The 17,688-nt window shown below is 66.8% G+C and carries 15 protein-coding genes; 5 read left to right on the top strand and 10 right to left on the bottom strand.

Annotated elements, in window-relative coordinates; genetic code table 11:
* Positions 1 to 41: 41 nt before the first annotated feature.
* Complete coding sequence (locus G6038_RS09930) at positions 42 to 1,532, top strand: aldehyde dehydrogenase family protein (RefSeq protein ID WP_165037504.1); 1,491 nt, start codon at positions 42 to 44, stop codon at positions 1,530 to 1,532.
* Positions 1,533 to 1,796: 264 nt separating this feature from the next.
* Here the strand turns inward: G6038_RS09930 and G6038_RS09925 are convergent, their stop codons facing one another.
* The 5 genes from G6038_RS09925 to G6038_RS09900 form a co-directional block, all read right to left on the bottom strand.
* A complete protein-coding gene (locus G6038_RS09925) occupies positions 1,797 to 2,915 on the bottom strand; it encodes an NDMA-dependent alcohol dehydrogenase (protein ID WP_165037503.1) in 1,119 nt (372 codons plus the stop codon).
* A gap of 978 nt (positions 2,916 to 3,893) precedes the next feature.
* On the bottom strand, positions 3,894 to 4,373 hold the full coding sequence (locus tag G6038_RS09915) for a MaoC family dehydratase (protein WP_165037502.1): 480 nt from the start codon (positions 4,371 to 4,373) through the stop codon (positions 3,894 to 3,896).
* Between the two features lie 367 nt (positions 4,374 to 4,740).
* Complete coding sequence (locus tag G6038_RS09910) at positions 4,741 to 5,781, bottom strand: NAD(P)-dependent oxidoreductase (protein ID WP_165037501.1); 1,041 nt, start codon at positions 5,779 to 5,781, stop codon at positions 4,741 to 4,743.
* Positions 5,782 to 5,845: 64 nt separating this feature from the next.
* Positions 5,846 to 6,709, bottom strand: coding sequence for a CoA ester lyase (locus G6038_RS09905; RefSeq protein ID WP_165037500.1), 864 nt, complete (start codon positions 6,707 to 6,709; stop codon positions 5,846 to 5,848).
* A complete protein-coding gene (locus G6038_RS09900) occupies positions 6,706 to 7,272 on the bottom strand; it encodes a MaoC family dehydratase (protein ID WP_165037499.1) in 567 nt (188 codons plus the stop codon). Before G6038_RS09900 ends, G6038_RS09905 begins: the two co-directional genes overlap by 4 nt.
* A 158-nt stretch (positions 7,273 to 7,430) precedes the next feature.
* Here G6038_RS09900 and G6038_RS09895 point away from each other — a divergent pair, with 158 nt between their 5' ends.
* The 4 genes from G6038_RS09895 to G6038_RS09880 are packed head-to-tail and all read left to right on the top strand — an operon-like array spanning position 7,431 to position 11,786.
* Positions 7,431 to 8,597, top strand: a complete 1,167-nt coding sequence (locus G6038_RS09895; RefSeq protein ID WP_165037498.1) for an acyl-CoA dehydrogenase family protein — start codon at positions 7,431 to 7,433, stop codon at positions 8,595 to 8,597.
* On the top strand, positions 8,597 to 9,355 hold the full coding sequence (locus G6038_RS09890; protein ID WP_165037497.1) for an SDR family NAD(P)-dependent oxidoreductase: 759 nt from the start codon (positions 8,597 to 8,599) through the stop codon (positions 9,353 to 9,355). The genes G6038_RS09895 and G6038_RS09890 overlap by 1 nt, the downstream gene beginning before the upstream one ends.
* Positions 9,355 to 10,527, top strand: a complete 1,173-nt coding sequence (locus G6038_RS09885) for a thiolase family protein (protein ID WP_165037496.1) — start codon at positions 9,355 to 9,357, stop codon at positions 10,525 to 10,527. Before G6038_RS09890 ends, G6038_RS09885 begins: the two co-directional genes overlap by 1 nt.
* A gap of 8 nt (positions 10,528 to 10,535) precedes the next feature.
* Positions 10,536 to 11,786: an acetyl-CoA hydrolase/transferase family protein gene (locus G6038_RS09880; RefSeq protein ID WP_165037524.1), complete on the top strand. Its 1,251-nt coding sequence runs from the start codon at positions 10,536 to 10,538 to the stop codon at positions 11,784 to 11,786.
* A gap of 79 nt (positions 11,787 to 11,865) precedes the next feature.
* Here G6038_RS09880 and G6038_RS09875 read toward each other — a convergent pair whose 3' ends face one another.
* From G6038_RS09875 to G6038_RS09855, 5 genes are all read right to left on the bottom strand, one after another.
* Positions 11,866 to 12,621, bottom strand: a complete 756-nt coding sequence (locus tag G6038_RS09875; RefSeq protein WP_165037495.1) for an IclR family transcriptional regulator — start codon at positions 12,619 to 12,621, stop codon at positions 11,866 to 11,868.
* 303 nt (positions 12,622 to 12,924) lie between these two features.
* On the bottom strand, positions 12,925 to 14,256 hold the full coding sequence (locus tag G6038_RS09870) for an MFS transporter (protein WP_165037494.1): 1,332 nt from the start codon (positions 14,254 to 14,256) through the stop codon (positions 12,925 to 12,927).
* A gap of 848 nt (positions 14,257 to 15,104) precedes the next feature.
* Positions 15,105 to 16,145, bottom strand: a complete 1,041-nt coding sequence (locus G6038_RS09865; RefSeq protein WP_165037493.1) for a hypothetical protein — start codon at positions 16,143 to 16,145, stop codon at positions 15,105 to 15,107.
* Positions 16,146 to 16,150: 5 nt separating this feature from the next.
* A complete protein-coding gene (locus G6038_RS09860; protein ID WP_165037492.1) occupies positions 16,151 to 17,332 on the bottom strand; it encodes a tyrosine-type recombinase/integrase in 1,182 nt (393 codons plus the stop codon).
* On the bottom strand, positions 17,329 to 17,574 hold the full coding sequence (locus G6038_RS09855) for a hypothetical protein (protein ID WP_165037491.1): 246 nt from the start codon (positions 17,572 to 17,574) through the stop codon (positions 17,329 to 17,331). The genes G6038_RS09860 and G6038_RS09855 overlap by 4 nt, the downstream gene beginning before the upstream one ends.
* Positions 17,575 to 17,688 lie beyond the last annotated feature (114 nt).

Below are 17,688 nucleotides of genomic sequence, written 5' to 3'. Positions count from 1 at the left end.
GGCGCGCCTCACGCCTTCCTGACGAAAGCGAAACACCTCTGATGACAGATATCGTCGTAACCCCACAGGTCGGACGCTTCGATCCGGCCACTCCCCTCGGAATGATCATCGACGGAGCCGAAACCGCATCGCTGACGGGTGAGACCTTCGACGTGTTCGACCCCGGCACCGGCGACGTCATCGCCCGGGTTACGCGGGGGAACGCCGAAGACGTGGACAAGGCCGTCGCCGTGGCACGGAGATCGTTCGAGGATGGTCGGTGGCGGCGACTGTCGCCGGCCGACCGCGGCGTTGTGCTCTGGCGCGTGGCGGATCTCCTCGAATCCCACCGCGACGAATTGGCGCGACTCGAGAGTGCGAACGTCGGTCTGCCGCTCGCGCACGCCTATGCGATGGTGGGCGAAGCGATCAGCGCGTTCCGCTACTACGCGGGGTTCGCGGACAAGATCCACGGCAGAACCCTCGAGCTCGGCCCGGCGGAGCAGCGTGTGCATGCGTACACACTGCGCGAGCCGATCGGGGTCGCAGGGTTGATCACCGCGTGGAACGCCCCCGTGGTGATGGCGGCGCAGAAGCTTGCCCCCGCCCTGGCCGCGGGCTGCTCCTGCGTCCTCAAACCGGCGATGGAAGCGCCGTTGACGACGCTGCGTGTCGCCGCACTTCTCGAAGAGGCCGGGGTACCCGGCGGTGTCGTGAACGTGGTCACCGGATCGGGGACGGAGGTCGGGGCGGCGATTGCCGCACACCGCGGTGTGGACAAGGTGTCCTTCACCGGTTCCACCGAGGTCGGCAAGCTGATTCTCGGCGCTGCTGCCGGAAATCTGAAGAAGCTGACCCTCGAGCTGGGCGGTAAATCCCCGGTGGTGGTGTTGGCGGACGCGGACATCTACAAGGTGATCCCTGCGGTGGCCGCGGCCGTCTTCTACAACGCGGGGCAGATCTGCACGGCCGGGACGCGACTGTATGTCCACGATTCGGTGTACGACGCGGTCGTCGACGGTGTCGGCGAAGCGGCGCGCACGTTGAAGATGGGCCACGGTAGCGAACCGGGAGTCGAGCTGGGACCGTTGATTTCGGCGAGGCAGGTGAGCCGGGTGGCCGAGTACGTCCGCAGCGGCGTCGAGGACGGTGCGCGTGTCGTCAGCGGTGGATCGCCGGTCGACGGCAAGGGATTCTTCTTCGAACCGACCGTGATGGCCGAGGTGAACCATGAGATGAAGGTGGTGCGGGAGGAGATCTTCGGCCCCGTGATCGGTGCGATGCGGTTCAGCTCGGTCGACGAAGCGGTCGCGCTGGCGAACGACACCGACTACGGGTTGGCCGCGAGCGTGTGGACCAGGGACATCGGGTCGGCGCACGCGGTGGCACGGCAGTTGCGTGCCGGCCGGGTCGGGGTGAACGTCCACCGGGCGGGTGGAATTCACATCCCGCAGGGCGGATATCGGCAGTCCGGCTGGGGCAGGGACGGCAGCGTCGAGGGACTCGATGCCTATCTCGAGACGAAATCGATTCTCGAGGCCCTCGATCGCTGACCGACGATCGACCACGCCGGCGGCACCCGCATACGGGGACCGTCGGCGTGGTCGATCGTGCACCGGCCGGTGGGCCAGCACCGCAGCCGGCAAGGGCCGGTGATGTAGATGGTGGGGCGCAGGAGACCGACAGCGCACAGACGTGAGGATCCCGCACCGCGAACATGCTCCTACACAAAGAACATGCCCTGTCCGGCCAGGTCCGGACAGGGCATGTTCGTCACTGCGCGGCTACACTCCGCTGGGGAGGGCCGGCCAGGCGTCCTACGGTGTGTCGTGCAGGACAATGCCGCGCAGTGTGGACCCGTCGTACATCGCCGCCCATCCGTCGTTGATCTCGTCGAGAGTGAAGGTGCGGTTGACCAGTTCGTCCAGTTTCAGGCTCCCGGCGCGGTAGAGATCGAGGAGCCTCGGCACGGCGAGGGTGGGCGACATGGCGCCGTACAAGCAGCCCTGGATGCGCTTCTGGAAGAGGGGGAACTGCGCGAGATCGATGGGAAGCTCGCCGGGGTTGCGGCCGGGAACCGCGGTGACAACCAGTGTTCCGGCTTTCCGGACTGCCTCGAGCGCTCGGGCGACCTGGACGCCTTCGAGGATGCTGGTCGTGATGATCGCGACGTCCGCACCCTGACCGTTGGTGAGGGAGCGTGCGAGGTCCGTGGCTTCCTCGATCGAGGACACGGCGTCGGTCGCACCGAACGACAGTGCACTGGTGCGCCGGAATTCGATCGGGTCCGCAGCGATGATCCGCGCGGCACCGGCATGCTTCGCGCCCTGAACGGCGTTGATTCCGAGACCGCCGGTACCCATCACGATGACGACGTCACCGGGCACCACCCCGCCGGCGGTGACAGCGGATCCCCAGCCGGTGGGTACGCCGCATCCGAGGAGAGCCGCCGCGATGAGAGGGATGTCCTTGTCGATCGGAATACAGCTGCGTTCGGGGACGACGCTCCACTGTGAGAACGTACCCAGAAAGCACGCCTGAGAGACGTCACGGCCCTCGTGATGCATGCGGTGCGTCCCGTCGAGCATCGCGCCGGTGGGGATGAGGGCACCGACATCGCACAGATTCTGCATGCCTCGCGCACACCAGCGGCAGCGGCCGCAGCTCGGGAGAAATGCCGTGACCACGTGGTCGCCGGGCTTGACCGTGGTCACCCCCGGGCCGATCGCTTCGACGATCGCCGAGCCCTCGTGCCCGCCGCAGTACGGCAGGTGCTGGCGGTCGCTGTCTCCGGTGGCGTGGTGCTCATCGGAATGACACAGCCCGGCCGCGATGTTGCGAAGCAACACTTCGTTGGCCCGGGGCTCGTCCACGTCGACTTCGACGACCTCCCACTTTCCCGGAACCTCCATCAGGAGTGCAGCCTTGGACTTCATCGGTTCGTTCCTTTCGTTCCTCTGGCGCGGAGGCGACACGTGCCCAGTGGTGGGTGGCGGGGTGGCTCTGCTCGGTCTGCGGGGTCCGAGCGCCGTAGTCGCGTGGTGGTCGCGCCGCGGTTCGTGCGATGGCTGAGTCCGCGGCGCCGCCGCCGGTGTATTCACGAGTGGGGAGCGGCGTCAGGAGTTCGGGAGCAGGCCTTCGCGATTACGTACTTGCATACGATATAACGTACCTCACAGTCGGTCAACGCTTCGGCAGGGTTCTTCGCCGGCCGGCGAACCGGCATCCCGGACCGGGAGAGGTCACCTCGACGCGGAGGCGGGAAAACCTCAGGTCTTTACCGGACCGTGAGCCAATATCGCTGTTGTGCGGGTCCACCCGAGCCGGCGGGCAGGTCGTCTCCGCCCTTCTGCAACGAGGGATCCGCCCTCGGCAGCAGTGCGCGGAGGAGCTCGTAACCCATCTCGATGGGCCGAGTATTGCCGTGTGTCAGAAAGCATCTGTCGCCGACGTCCGGGCCCCCCGTATGCGGGAGCGCTCACGGTGGCGGGCCTGTCGCCCACCGACAGAATCCTCCTGGCGGCCGCACCCTCCGTTCCCGAGTTTGTGAGGGCGTATAGGGGAATTGGCGGCGGGTGCGGCGGGGTCGCGTGAACACGGTGTCCACCCGGTCCGAGACCGAGTGCGTCCTCGCTGGCGGCGCGCTCGGCGTGTGGCACGAACTCGGGCCCGCGATCGGCGCCGCCGTGTCAGCGTTGGACAAGTTGACGAAAATCGTTGGCGTGGTCGTGACATCACTGCCGAGCTGACGCGTGATACGCAGTGGCGAGGCTGGACTTGGCCGCAGCACATCGAGCGACCCGTCCAGTTTCTCAACCGTATGGACGCTCGCGCCCGACGTCGCGGCACCGTGCGCCGAGCCGGTTCACGTCGCCGAGCGGAACCGCGGAGACCGCCGCCATTCGGTATCAGGGTTATCCGGCTTCGACGACGCGGGCGACGGACTCGGACACGACCACCGGCTTGTCGGAGCCTTCGCGCTCGACGATCTGGCTCATCGTCACCTGAATGCCGCCCCCGACCTGTTCCGCCGACTGCACGGTGGCGCGCATCCGGATGCGTGAACCCACCGGCACCGGCGCGGGGAAACGCACCTTGTTGTAGCCGTAGTTCAAGCTGTGGGCGAAACCGTCGAACCGCAGCAGGGTCGCCGACAGTGCCGGTCCGAGGGACAGGCTGTACAACCCGTGCGCGATCGTGCCGCCGAGCAGGCTGGCGGCGGCGCGCTCGGGATCGATGTGAATCCACTGGTGGTCGCCGGTCGCGTCGGCGAAGGCATTGACGCGTTCCTGGGTGACGTCATGCCAGTCGGTGGGTCCCAGCTCCTTGCCGATCAACGACGTGAGCTCGTCGAAACTCGCGGGGCGAACGGGCAGTGCGGTGGTGTCGGTCATCTGTCTCCCTCAATTCCGGGTGGTGCAGGGCCTGGATGTGTCACGTTGGACCCGACCGCTTCGACGATCGCCCAACCTGCTGCCGCATACGCCAGGTCGCTTCGTGGGCCCGGGGCTCGTCCACGCCGACTTCGACGTCCTCCCACCTTCCGGAAATCTCCATCAGGAGTGCAGCCTTGGACGGCCACACCGCCGGTGTATCACGATTCGGGAGCCGCTTCGTGGGCTCGGGGGGGAACTAGCGTGGTTTAGGTTTAGGGTCGGTCGGGATTACATATGTGCATGCGATATTACATACGCCGCGGTCGGTCGGCTCCGGCCGAGGTGCTTAGGTGGTCGGCGAGTCGGTATCCCGGAGCGGCAGAGGTCACCTCGCCGCGGGGCGGGAAACTTCCGGTAGCCCTGCATACCGGCGATACTGGCTCACGGTCCGGTAGAGACCTTCTTCCATCGAGTAACGGCTGCGAATGCCGAGTTCGGCCTCGGCCCTGCTCGCGTCGTAGCGACGAGCCCACGCCATGGTGGAGCCGGCGGGCAGGTCGGCTCCACTACCGTTCTCCAACGAGAGATCCGCCCCCGGCAGCATGGCACGGAGGAACTCGTAACCCTCCTTGATGGGACGGTAATCGCCGTGTGTGAGAAAGCATCTGCCGCCGACGTCCGGACCTTCCAGTGCCCGGACGAAGGCGTCGGATACATCCTCGACGTAATGGAAGTCGAGGCTGTGATCCCCGAAGAGGAACCTCGCTGGGCCGGACTCGACAGCCGCGGCATGAAGCGCGTCGAGCAACCACGTCGTACCGGATCCCCGACCCGCCTTGACGTGCTCACCGAAGCCGTAGACCCGGCTCAAACGCAGCCCGACGGTGTCGAGCCCGAAGTTCTCGTAGTACCGGGTGGCCAGATACTCGGAGAACACCTTGGTTGCCCCGTAGACGCCGTCTGGGTCGTAGTCGCTGTCGTCGGTGATGACGCCCTGCGGTCCCTTCGAACGGGGTCCGAAGACCGTGACCGAGCTCGCCCAGACCACCTTGTTCAACTCGAGCTGGGCGGCGGCCTCGAAGACGTTTGCCGTTCCCCCGGCGTTGACCCGCACGGCGGCCGGCGCGTTGGCCTCCGAGGCGGCGCCGACCATCGAGGCGAGATGCACGACCGAGTCGATGTCGTTGGTTTCGACGGCCGACCTGACGGCCGCCTGGTCCGAGATGTCACCCACGATGACGGAGACCTTGTCGAAAAGATCTCCCCCGAGCAGGTAGTCGAGGAATTTCAGATCGGGCAGCTCGATGTCCGCCGGTTCTCCCCTGCCGCCGAAGTAACCGTAGAGGACGACCTCCTTGCCGGCTTTCAACAGGTCTCTGACGACGTAGCTTCCGACGAAGCCCGTTCCGGTCACCATTACTGCCATGTCCGAGTCCTTCACTTCCTGGTGTGCAGCGCGTCCGCGCTGAACATTTCTCTCGACGGGGGTGTCAGGCCGTCGCCGGCTCGGTCGCGCGTTCGCCTCGCTCGCCGGTGTGGCGCGACCGAGCGAGGATGCGGCGTGCCTGCGCATAGACCGGACCGTCGACCATCCGACCTTCGAAGGTGGTCACGCCGCGGCCGTCATTCGTCGCCGCCAGCAGGTCCCGGGCCCATCGCACTTGATCGGCGGGCGGCGCGTACGCATCGCGGATGACGTCGACCTGTGTGGGGTGGATCGCGACGGTGGCATCGAAACCCACCGCCACCGCGTCGAGGCACTCGGTGCGAAGGCCATCCACATCGGGGATGTCCATGTAGACGGCATCGATGGCGATCAAGGAGCGGGCTTTGGCGGCAACGAGAACCCGCGACCGGGCGTATCGGGCAATGTCGCGATACCGACCGTCGGGGTGTCGGGACGACAGTCCGCCGAGGCCGGCGACGAGGTCGTCGGCGCCCCACATCAGAGCGGTGACGCACGCGGCGTCCGCGAGCGATGAGCATTGATCCACACCGAGCGGCGTTTCGATCAAGGCGATCACCTCGAGGTGGCCGAGTGGCGCGAGGTCGTCGGCCCGCTCGGCTTTGGCCAGCATGATGCGCACGATGGAGGTCTCGCGCAGCAGTTGCAGGTCGGCTGTGTGTTCGGAGCTGCCGGCACCGTGGATGCGAAGCACGGTTCGTTCGAAGTCGTAGACGCCGTCGTTCACGAGCTCGGCCACGGCCCGGCGGGCCACGTCCTTACGTTCGGGTGCGACGGCGTCCTCGAGGTCGAGGACTACTATGTCGGCCCGCTGCAATGCTTTTCGGTATCGTTCCGGTCGATCGGCGGGGCAGAACAGCCATCCGGGAGGCGGGGTCCACTGCGTCATGGCTGTTTCCTCACGAGCGTGGCGCGGGTCGCTTCGGCGACGATCTCGCCGCGTTGGTTGCGTGCCGTGTGGGTGAAGGTAACGATGCCGGCGTTCGGGAGACTGCGGGATTCGCGCTTGTTCGCGATGACGGTCTCGGCGTAGATGGTGTCGCCGTGGCGCACCGGATGGGGGAACTTCACCTCGGAGAACCCCAGGTTGGCCACAATTGTGCCCTGGGTCAACTGCGCCACCGACAAGCCCACGAGCGTGGACAACGTGAACATCGAGTTCACCAGGCGGTCATGGAAGGGCGCAAGGTGCTCGCTCTCCGCCTGGTCGAGGTGGAGCGGTTGGGTGTTCATGGTCAGCGTCGTGAACAGGACATTGTCGGCTTCGGTGACCGTCCGGCCCGGCCGGTGCTCGTAGACGGTGTCGAGTTCCATCTCGTCGAACCACAGGCCGCGCTGTACGATTCGCCGGGAGCCTCGTCCGGTCGTGTCGAGTGCCGGTTCGGCGGTCAGCACCTCCTCGGTCACAGCCGACCGGGCGCGGCCCGGGCCTCCTACATCTTCGTTGCGCATGGAGCCTCCGCTCTATCGATCTCGATCTCTAGCGCGGTCGCGCGAATCGCCGGTCCGCTATCTGGGATCAGAACCGTCGTCGACCGCCCGTTGACCATACCGTGCATTCACTATATCGTATCGACATTCATACTTACGAATGCTGAGGAGGCCGGGACGTGGACTTCGAGCTCACCGAGGACCAGCAGACAATCCGAAAAGCAGTGGCCGAACTGGCCGCGAAATTCGACGACACGTACTGGCTCGAGAAGGACCAGGCCCACGAATTCCCCACCGAGTTCTACGACGCGTTCGCGCAGGGTGGGTGGCTCGGCATCACCACACCCGAGGAGTACGGCGGCAGTGGCTTCGGAATCACCGAGGCGTCGATCCTGCTCGAGGAAGTGGCCGCGTCGGGAGCCGGCATGAACGGTGCCAGCTCGATCCACATGTCGATCTTCGGCATGCACCCGGTGATCGTGCACGGCTCCGAGGAGATGAAGAAGGAGAACCTTCCCCGGATCGCCGACGGCGACCTGCACGTCTGCTTCGGCGTCACCGAGCCGGGTGCCGGTCTCGACACCACCCGCATCACCACCTTCGCTCGCCGCGACGGCAGCGATTACGTCGTCAACGGCCGCAAGGTGTGGATCTCCAAGGCGGTCGAGGCGGAGAAGATCCTGCTTCTCACCCGCACAGCGAAATACGAGGACTCGGCCCGCAAGACCGACGGCCTGACGCTGTTCTTCACCGACCTCGACCGCGCCCACGTCGACATCCGCCCGATCCGGAAGATGGGGCGTAACGCGGTCACCTCCAACGAGTTGTACATCGACGATCTGCGCATCCCCGAAGAGCATCGCGTCGGAGAAGAAGGCCAGGGTTTCAAGTACATCCTCGACGGCCTCAATCCCGAACGATGTCTCATCGCCTCCGAAGCACTCGGCATCGGACGCGCCGCCCTGCGCGCCGCGGTCCGGTACGGCAACGAGCGTGAAGTGTTCGGTAGGCCGATCGGCAAGAACCAGGGCATCGCATTCCCGCTCGCCGACTCGCTGGCACGACTCGACGCCGCCGAGCTGATGCTCCGCAAGGCCACCTGGCTCTACGACAAGGGATTGCCCTGTGGCCGTGAAGCCAACACCGCGAAGTACCTCTGTGCCGACGCCGGGTTCGACGCTGCCGACCGCGCGCTGCAAACCCACGGCGGTATGGGCTATTCGGAGGAATACCACGTCGCTCGCTACTTCCGGGAAGCGCGGCTGACCCGGATTGCGCCGATCAGCCAGGAAATGATCCTCAACTTCCTCGGAGAGCACGTTCTCCGACTGCCCAGGAGCTACTGATGTCCGATTCGTTTACTCTTACCGGTCGCTCGGCTCTGGTCACCGGTGCCGGCGGCGGCATCGGTGCCGCCGTCGCGACTGCCTACGCCGCCGCCGGTGCAGCCGTGCTCGTCACCGACATGGACAAGGACGCGGCCGCTGCGGTCGTGGACCGGATCACCGCGGCCGGCGGGCACGCCCAGGCGGCCGCCCTCGACGTGACAGACGCCGACCAGGCCGCTGCCGCGGTCGAGCAGGCAGCGAATCTCAACGACGGCGTCCTCAACATCGTGGTCAACAATGCCGGAGTCATCGCTCCCGCGATGTTCCCCAAGATGACCCCCGAAAAGTTCCGACTCGTCCTCGATGTGCACGTCGGCGGCACGTTCACGGTGACCCAGGCCGCGCTGCCTTACCTGCCGGACGACGGTACCGGCCGCGTGATCAACGTGACCTCGGCGGCCGGTCTGGTCGGCACGATCGGGCAGGTCAACTACAGCGCCGCCAAGGCCGGCATCGTCGGTCTGACGAAGTCGTTCGCCAAGGAACTCGCCAAACGGAAGATCACGGCCAACGCGGTCGCGCCACTCGCCGCGACGAAGATGACGACGACGATCCGCACAGACGAAAAACTCGCCGCCACAACGCTTGCGCGTATCCCTCTCGGCCGATGGGCGTACCCGGACGAGATCGCCGACACGTTCGTATTCTTCGCGAGCGATGCAGCGTCGTACATCACCGGGCAGGTGCTGCCCGTCGACGGCGGGATGGTGATCTGATGGCTTTCGCCGGCCGGAACGCCTGGATCGTGGAAGCCCTCCGCACGCCCATGGGACGCGGTCACCGGCAGAAGGGGTGGTACCGCGAGATGCACCCCACCACGATGCTTGCCGAGGTCTACAAGGCGCTGCTCGCGAGCACCGGCCTGGCCGACACCGACGTCGAGGACCTCGTCGTCGGCACCACCTCGCCCTTCGGTGAACAGTCCCGCAACGTGGGCCGCAACGCCTGGCTGTCGGCGGGCTACTCACCCACCGTGCCCGCTGTCCAGGTGGACCGTCGCTGCGGGTCCGCGCAGACCGCGGTCGCCATGGCCGCCGCATTCGTCGCCTCCGGTACCCACGACGTCGTGATCGCCGGTGGCGTCGAGCACATGGGTCACATCCCGATGTCCGCGGCCGGGGAGATCGAAAAACTCTACGGCCCGGCATGGCCGGCCGCGCTGCTCGAGGCATGGGACTTTCCGTCCATGGGCGAGGCCGCCGAACGGATCGCCGAGCAGTGGGGCATCAGCCGCGAGGCCATGGACGAATTCGCCGTGCGGTCGCACCGGCGTGCCGCCGACGCGGTGGCCGAGGGACGGTTCGAACGCGAAATGGTGCCGCTGCATCTCGACGGTGCACTGCGCACGTCGGATCAGGGCATCCGCCCCGGCACCAGCACGGACTCTCTCGCGGTGCTGACGCCGGTGTTCCGGCCCGACACCGGTCGCGTCACCGCAGGGACGTCCTCACCGATGACCGATGGTGCCGCCGGTCTGGTCCTCGCCTCGGACGATGCCGTCGACCGGTTCGGGTTGGCGAAGCGTGCCCGCATCGTCGACCAGACGACAGTCGGCGTCGACCCGTCCATCATGTTGACCGGTCCGATTCCCGCGACACGGAAGTTGCTCGAGCGCAACGGCATGACGATGGACGACATCGACCTCGTCGAAATCAACGAGGCCTTTGCCTCGGTCGTGCTCGCCTGGGAGCAGGAACTCAAGCCCGACATGGAGCGGGTCAACGTCAACGGAGGCGCCATCGCCCTCGGACATCCGGTCGGCACCACCGGGTCACGCTTGTTCGCGACACTGCTGGCCGAAATGGAGCGTCGAGATGTGGAGATCGGACTGGTGACGATGTGCTGCGGCGGAGGCCTCGGCACGGCCACCCTCGTCCAGAGAGTGTGAGTGCAGCCGTGATGGATCTTGCGGGCCTGATCCGCTCGGGAGACGGCATCTGGTGGGGCCAGGGCGGCGCCGAGCCGACTCCCCTCGTCGACGCGGTACTCGACGCCGCCGATCGGATCGGTCCCGTCACGGCCTTCGTGGGCGCGTCCTGGAATCCCCGGCTGAAGGGGGAGCTGCCCGATACGCTGACGATGACCTCCTACGGGGCCCTCGGCGAGCTGCGCCATCCTTCCCGCGGTGGCCGGCTCGAGGTGGTGCCCTGCCATTACTCCGCGCTGCCACGCATGTTCGCCGCCGGCCGACTTCCATGCGATGTCGGCATCGTCCAGGTTTCACCGCCGGAGAAGAAGGGGCTGGTCACGTTGGGGGTGGGGGTCGACTACATGGCCGACGCTCTACCCCACACGCGGACCCTCATCGCGGAGATCAACCATCGGATGCCGGCCACCACAGGCGGCCCTCGCTTGCCGCTGTCGATGTTCGCTGCCGTGCTGGAGACCGATCGCCCCCTCCTCGAGGTTCCCGTCAGGGCTCCTGACGAGGTGGATCGACGGATCGCCGACCATGTCGCCTCGCTCATCGACGACGGGGACACGCTCCAGATGGGAGTGGGGTCGTTGCCCAACGCGGTACTCGACGCGCTGACGGGCCACCGCGATCTCGGGTTCCACAGCGGCATCATCACCGACAGAGTGCTCGACCTGATCGACAAAGGCGTCCTCACCGGGGCCCGCAAAGAAATCGACCCGGGCGTCGTCGTCACCGGATCGGCCTTCGGCACCAACGACGGATATCTCCGAATTTCAGAGCTGCCCATCGAGTTTCGCGCTACGTCCTACACCCATTCACCGGTGGTGTTGTCACAGCTGCGCTCGTTCGTGTCCGTCAACTCGGCGATCGAAATCGATCTGTCCGGCCAGGTCGGTGCGGAACTCGCACGCGGACGGTACATCGGAGCTGTCGGCGGTCAGGTGGATTTCAGCCGGGCCGCGGCGCTCACGGGTAGCCGATCGATCATTGCGTTGCGTTCGACGGTGTCCTCGCCGGCCGGGGGTACGACCTCGACGATCGTCCCCACATTGTCCGGGCTCGTCACGACGGGACGGGTGGATGTGGATGCGGTCGTCACCGAGTACGGTGTCGCCGTGCTCACGGGGTGCACCGATGCCGAGCGTGCCCGGAAGCTGGCCCGGATTGCCGCGCCGGAGCACCGAGAGGCGCTCGACCGTAGCGTCAGGGACCTGCACGGCACCGCGTAAAGATGATCACGGACAACGGCTCGCGCCGCTCGAAATATGTTCGGGCGGCGCGAGCCGTTGTCCGTGATCGAGTCGAGCCTCAGCCTCGGACACCTGCGTTCGACAGCAGCTCCGCGGCTTCGAGGACGCTCTTCGATATTTTGTCGAGTTGTGCTTCCATCCTTGCGGCCGGTCCGGCCAGGCCGATGGCCATGGTGACGTCCCGGCCTTGCAGCAGGATCGGGCTCGCCACGCCGAAAAGATCCGGGTAGCGTTCGCCGCGGTTGTAGCCGATGTGGGTGTCGTGCACGGTCGCCAGTTCCTCGGTGATCCGGGCTCGTTCGGCGGGGTCGTCGGTGATCCGCCGGACGTAGGCTTCTCTGCGCCGCGGCTCCATGAAGGCGAGGAAGCATTTGCCGTAGCTCACAGGCCACAGCGGGTTGCGCTGGTGCAACGGCGGTGATGCGCGGATGGTCTGGGTCGGCTCGACGAGATCAACGATGATGGCGGAGTCACCCACGAGCATCGAGAGGATGGCGGTTTCGTCGCACGCCTTCGAAAGTTGCTCCAGCGCATGATGGTACCCGACGGGGACCTGCTGTCCCCCGATGGCGAGCAACGTCGACACTGCGGGTCCTTGTAGGTATCGACCCTCGTGCTCGCGGAGGTAACCGGTGGCGACGAGCCCTCTGGCGTATCCGTGGATCGACGATTTGGGCGCCCCGATGGCGTCCGACAGTTCACCGAGACGCAGACCTTCCGGTTCGCTGGCGATGACGACCTCCAGAATCGCCATCACCCGGCTGACCGTTCTGTGCTCGGCCCCGCGGGCCGGCGCGTTGTCCGTGCTGGGCATTCCCACTCCACCTCTTCGTTGATTCGTCTGCACATCTTTGCAGGGCTTCGTCGGCCCACCCGGATGACACTCACGCGAGTGCGGACCGTCCCCGACGGGGCAGTCCCCGCCCCTCCAATGTACGGAATCGTGAATCAGGATACGAGGGTGTGAAAGCTTCGGGTACGTACACCGAGGCGGGGGCGGGAGCCGGGTTGCTACCCTCGGTTCTCGCCCCCGCCACCCCGGCGGCAGAATGGGTGCTGCCGGGCGGAACTGCTGGACTTGTCGCGCCGGGCCTATCCGACCCGGCGCGGGACTACCTCACACCGTCTGTCGGGCCGGGGCTGACTCCGAGTCCGATCCGTTGTCGCCTGTCTTCTTGATCTCGGTGTAGGCGGCGAGGTCCAGGTGGCGTCCGTCGCGGGTCCGTGTCACGGCGATGGTCGAGACCACGAGGATGGCCAAGGTGAATCCGGCGACCAGTCCGGTGCCGCCGACCGCTCCCAGAGCTGCGGCGACGAACGCGGACGGTGAGGCGAAGATCAAGTTCGAGATGGAGTGCGAGAGCGCCGCCCCCGAGAAGCGCACCTCGGTGGGGAATTGTTCGGCGAACAGCGCCGGCTGCACGCCGGCCATGACCTGGATGGATGTGAGCACCAGGGCCATGCTGGCACCGGTGATGACGACGTGGTCAGGTCCCGAGAATGGGAAGAACGCCGCGATGCCCGTGATGCATCCGAACATGCCGGCGACCATCACCGGTTTGCGTCCGATGCGGTCGGACAGCCAGCCGCCACCGAGGCAACCCACGATCGACACCGCGTTGGCGATCATCAGCAGCAGGAAGCCGCTGTCGCGGGACATGCCGGTGTTTTTCGTCAGATGGCTGAGCCCGTAGACCGCCACGAGATAGAAGGACAGTGCGGGACCGCCCCAGACCAGGATGAGTGTGATGACTGTACGCGGATGCGACCACAGCACGGCCAGTCCCTTGCCGCCTGGGCTGGGCGCTGCAGCGCGGGTTTCCTCTTCCGCAACGAAGGCCGGGGTCTCCTCGAGCTTGAGGCGGATGAAGATGGCGACGACCACCAGCAGAATGCTCGACAGGAACGGAATGCGCCAACCCCACGACTCGAACTGTTCCGTGGTGAGCGAGGTACTAAGTGCGACAAGCGCCAGATTGGCGAGCACCTGACTCAAGGGTGAGCCGACGGTGATCACCGATCCGAGCAGACCACGCCGGCTCTGATCCCCGTGTTCCATGGTCATCAGCTGATTGCCCACCAGCTCGCCGCCGAGCGAGACGCCCTGGATGAAGCGCAAGCCCACGAGAATCGCTGCGACGCCGATCCCCTGCCCGGCAGGCAGGAAACCGATCGACATGGACGCGATCCCCATCATCACCAGCGTGGTGAGCAAGATCGGCTTGCGCCCGAACCGATCTCCGAGGTAGCCGAAGACCAGGGCGCCCAGTGGCCGGGCGGCGAATCCGACACCGAAGGTGGCAAACGAGGCGAGCAGACTTCCCGTCGGCCCCAGGTCACTGAAGAACAGCTGGGGAAAGAGCGTTGCGGAAAGCACGCCATACAATGCGAAGTCGAAGTACTCGAGGGCAGAACCCAGTGCACCGCTGGTGACGGCGCGTATCTCCATCCTTTTCGAGTGCGTACTCGAAGCGGGAGGACGAGACGATTCGGGACCGACCGCGTCGTGGGACGTCATTAGAACACTCCATTCGATTTCTGTCGCATGTGATTCGGTTCTTTCACCCGCTGCCCGGTGACTGCTTCTCGTCCAACCGGAGCGTCAAGGCGCGGAACCCCCCCACAGAGTTCCTCTGTGCCAAATCTCACAGGCAAGGTTGCGTGTGTTCAGTATCATGCATTCGCATACAGTATGTTGAACGACAGAACGTGTCAACGGTCCTCCGGGACTTCATAGAGGAACGCCCCAAGGCTCCTGTTTCTACCGGCTGCCGGAGGCATCAGCGGCGACCGCCGAACTGCGCACAGCATGCAACGGGGAATCCCAATGGGTTCGACACCCTCGAGAGTTGCTCATCCGTGCGTCAGCAGCCCACCCCAGGCCGGGTGAGGATGCTATCGGAGGCTTGGTCAGCGAGACGGACGGTGGCATCTGTCACTGACGCAGGCCCTTGACCTGCATTTTCTCACCGACCTGTACCTAGCGGATTCTCACCAAGCTGTCCCAATCCTCCGGAATTCCGCGCGCTGAGTCCATGCTTCCTCATGGCGACCTACGCAACACCGAGACGACGCCGGCTGGTCGTGGGCGCGCCGAGGTGATCCAGGACCCCCGTTCCGGCTATGCCCCCGAACCCGATCCCGAGCCCCACACACTGGACGGGAGGATCAGCAGGCCGGTACACGAGGAAGCTCCGTCGACACTGTTGCGAGAGCCCCCCGGTGGCCTCCCCAGCTCGGACCGCTGCGGACGCTGTGCGCGCGAAAGCCAGGAAGTTCCGGCCGCCCCTGCTGTGCCTACTTCACGGGCAAATCCACCCGGCCAGGCTCTCCACTCACGTCGTCCAGGAGAGTTAGAAGTTCCTCGAGCAGGGCGTCAGCTCGGTGTCCGATCTCGTCGAACACCTCGGCGATGTCGCCGAGTCGTTGCTGGGCGGCGTGTCGGGCCGCGACCCCGCGCTCGTAGTAGTCGGGATCGAGGGTGACGTCCTGCGTGAACGACGCGTCCCGACCATCCTCATCAAGCTGTACGCGGATCGGCAACGGTCGGTGCACAGGCACCCGGCCGATCAGGTGTGCCCGCACCACAGCGGCAACCGACTGAGCGGTCATCGCGAGCGGCATCAGCGGCGTGTGACCCCACCGGTCGATCGGGGTCAGCAGCGGCCAGATCCGGCGCCGATCGGGCACCACGGTGCCGAAGGATTCGTCCGACTCGGTCAGGTGCTGGGCCAGCAGTCGGGTGTTGGGATGCTCGTCGAGGAAGGACTGCACCTCGGCCCAGTCCCGATACACCGCCACCGCATCGACCCCGGCAACCACCTGCGTCAGCTCCACCGGATGGCCGTCGCCCGTGTCGACAGACACGGTGTCGCCGGTGCAGTGAACATCCCCGCGCCGCAGCCGGCTGCTCTGGACGAATCCGAGCCCGCCGGCGGCCAGCACCAGCAGCAGCCGGTCGCGCCGACCGAACAACCCCTGCGGCCATCCGGTGGTGGGGATTGACGGCACGCGGTTCGCGACAAGCGCGGCGATCTCGCGGAATCGGTCGCGGCGGGCAGCATCGAGCAGCTGCCGGACGGTCTCGCTGCGGCCGGGTGGGGGTAGGCCGGCGCGGGTGTGGACGGTGTTGATAACGCTGAGTCGCCGGCGCTGGGTGGCCGCGGCGGCGGGGTGGGCGCGCACGAACTGTGCCACGGTCAGCGGGTCGGCGGGCAGCACCTCGTGGCCGAAGGCGGTGCACCAGTCGGTGAACAACGCCCACGGATGCCGGTCCCGGACCGGCAGCGTCTCGGCGGGGTCGGCCGCGGCGGCCGTGGTGTCGACGGAGCTGTTCATGCCGGTCACAAACCTAGATTCGTCACAGCGTTGTTGACGAGGGGGGCCTGTTCGCGGGCGTAGACCTCGAGCATCGCGGGCGTGGTGTGGCCGGTCTGGCGCATGATGGCGTGGGCGTCGGCGCCGTTGCGGAAGGCCTGGGTGACGAACCCGGCGCGCAGCGAGTGTCCGCCGAGCTGGGCGACCAGCTCCGGGTCGTAGCCGGCACGCTCGGCGCGGCGGCGGATCGCCTGGTGCACCGCCGCCCCGGACAGTGCGGTGGGGGAGAGGTTGCCGTTCTTGCGGATTGCCCGCAGCAGCGGTGCCTCCGCGGCGGTGCGGGGCCGTGGGCCGCGGCAGAGGTGCTCGTCGAACGGCGCCGCGGTGCCGAGGAGGCGGATCACCGCGGGCCGGCCGCCGGTGTCGAACGCGGCCACGACCTGGGCCCAGCGCAGATACGCGCACGGCGGGCAGCTGGTGTGCGACGCGGTGAACGGCAAGGCTTTGACCGTGCCGCGGCCCTCCTGGTCGGTCTTGGACTTGCGCAGCCGCAGGTGCACCCCGTCGAGCCGGTGGATCCGCACATCCGAGCAGGTCAATCCGACGAGTTCGCTGCGGCGCAGCGCCCCGGCGTACCCGAGCAGCAGGATCGCACTGTCGCGGCGTTCGAGGACCTCGTCGGCCCAGCCGCCACAGTCGGCGCGGGCCTTGGCGACGATCGTGACGATGTCCGAGGTCAACAGCGGCGCCCGGACGGCGCGGGGCCGCTCGCCCGCGGTGGCGTAGTCGCGGCGGATCCCGGCCAGGGTGGCGGCGACGAGCTCGTCGGCGCCGGGGGCGGGATGCCCGGCGCGGCGGTGGTGGTGCCCGATCCCGGCGACCCACCGGGCCAGGGTCGTGGGGGAGTAGGCGCGGGTGCCGGTCTGCGTGACGGTGTCGGCCGCGGCGAGCAGGTAGGCGGCGACGGTGAGCGGATGCGCCGGCAGTGCACGGTGCCCCTCGGCGTGGCACCAGGTGGTGAAGCGGCGCCAGTCGCCGGCGTAGTTGCGGCGGGTGGACTCGGCGCGGGAGCGCTGCACCGACCCCGCGATCCGGGCGAGGGTCTCGGAGGGCAGCACCGGCCCCGCCGCAGCCCCGGGTGTCAGTTCGCCAGGTATCTGGCGGTGCAGACCTGGCTTGACCTGCGGTGCGCCACTTGCGTCAGTCATGCCGCCATCAACTCCTTCTCATCCGATGTGGCGGATTCTTGGCGGGTACCGCGCCGATCTGCTTCGTCCACGATGTACCGACCTGCGGTTCCGCCGCTTCCGCCAGATCGGATGAGAAGCCGCGCCAACGCCGTGCCACGTACGCGAGAAACCCGCCAGATGCACTGAGAACCGACACCGGGCACCCGATCGAGGCCGGCGGCGTCGCGGCTGGGCTGGATGTCCTGCTTGTCGACGGTCACCGCCGCAGCCTAGCGGGCCGCACCGACAGTCCTGCGGCAGAAAACGCGCTGAGGTGAGGTTTCGTCGGAGACGGTGCGATAAGGACGATTCTCGTCACCGACCGCGCACACACC

This window comes from Rhodococcus sp. 14C212, from assembly GCF_011058195.1.
GTDB lineage: Bacteria > Actinomycetota > Actinomycetes > Mycobacteriales > Mycobacteriaceae > Rhodococcus > Rhodococcus aetherivorans.
Note: the sequence above shows the minus strand (reverse complement) of the source record. Positions and strands in the feature narration are given on the sequence as shown.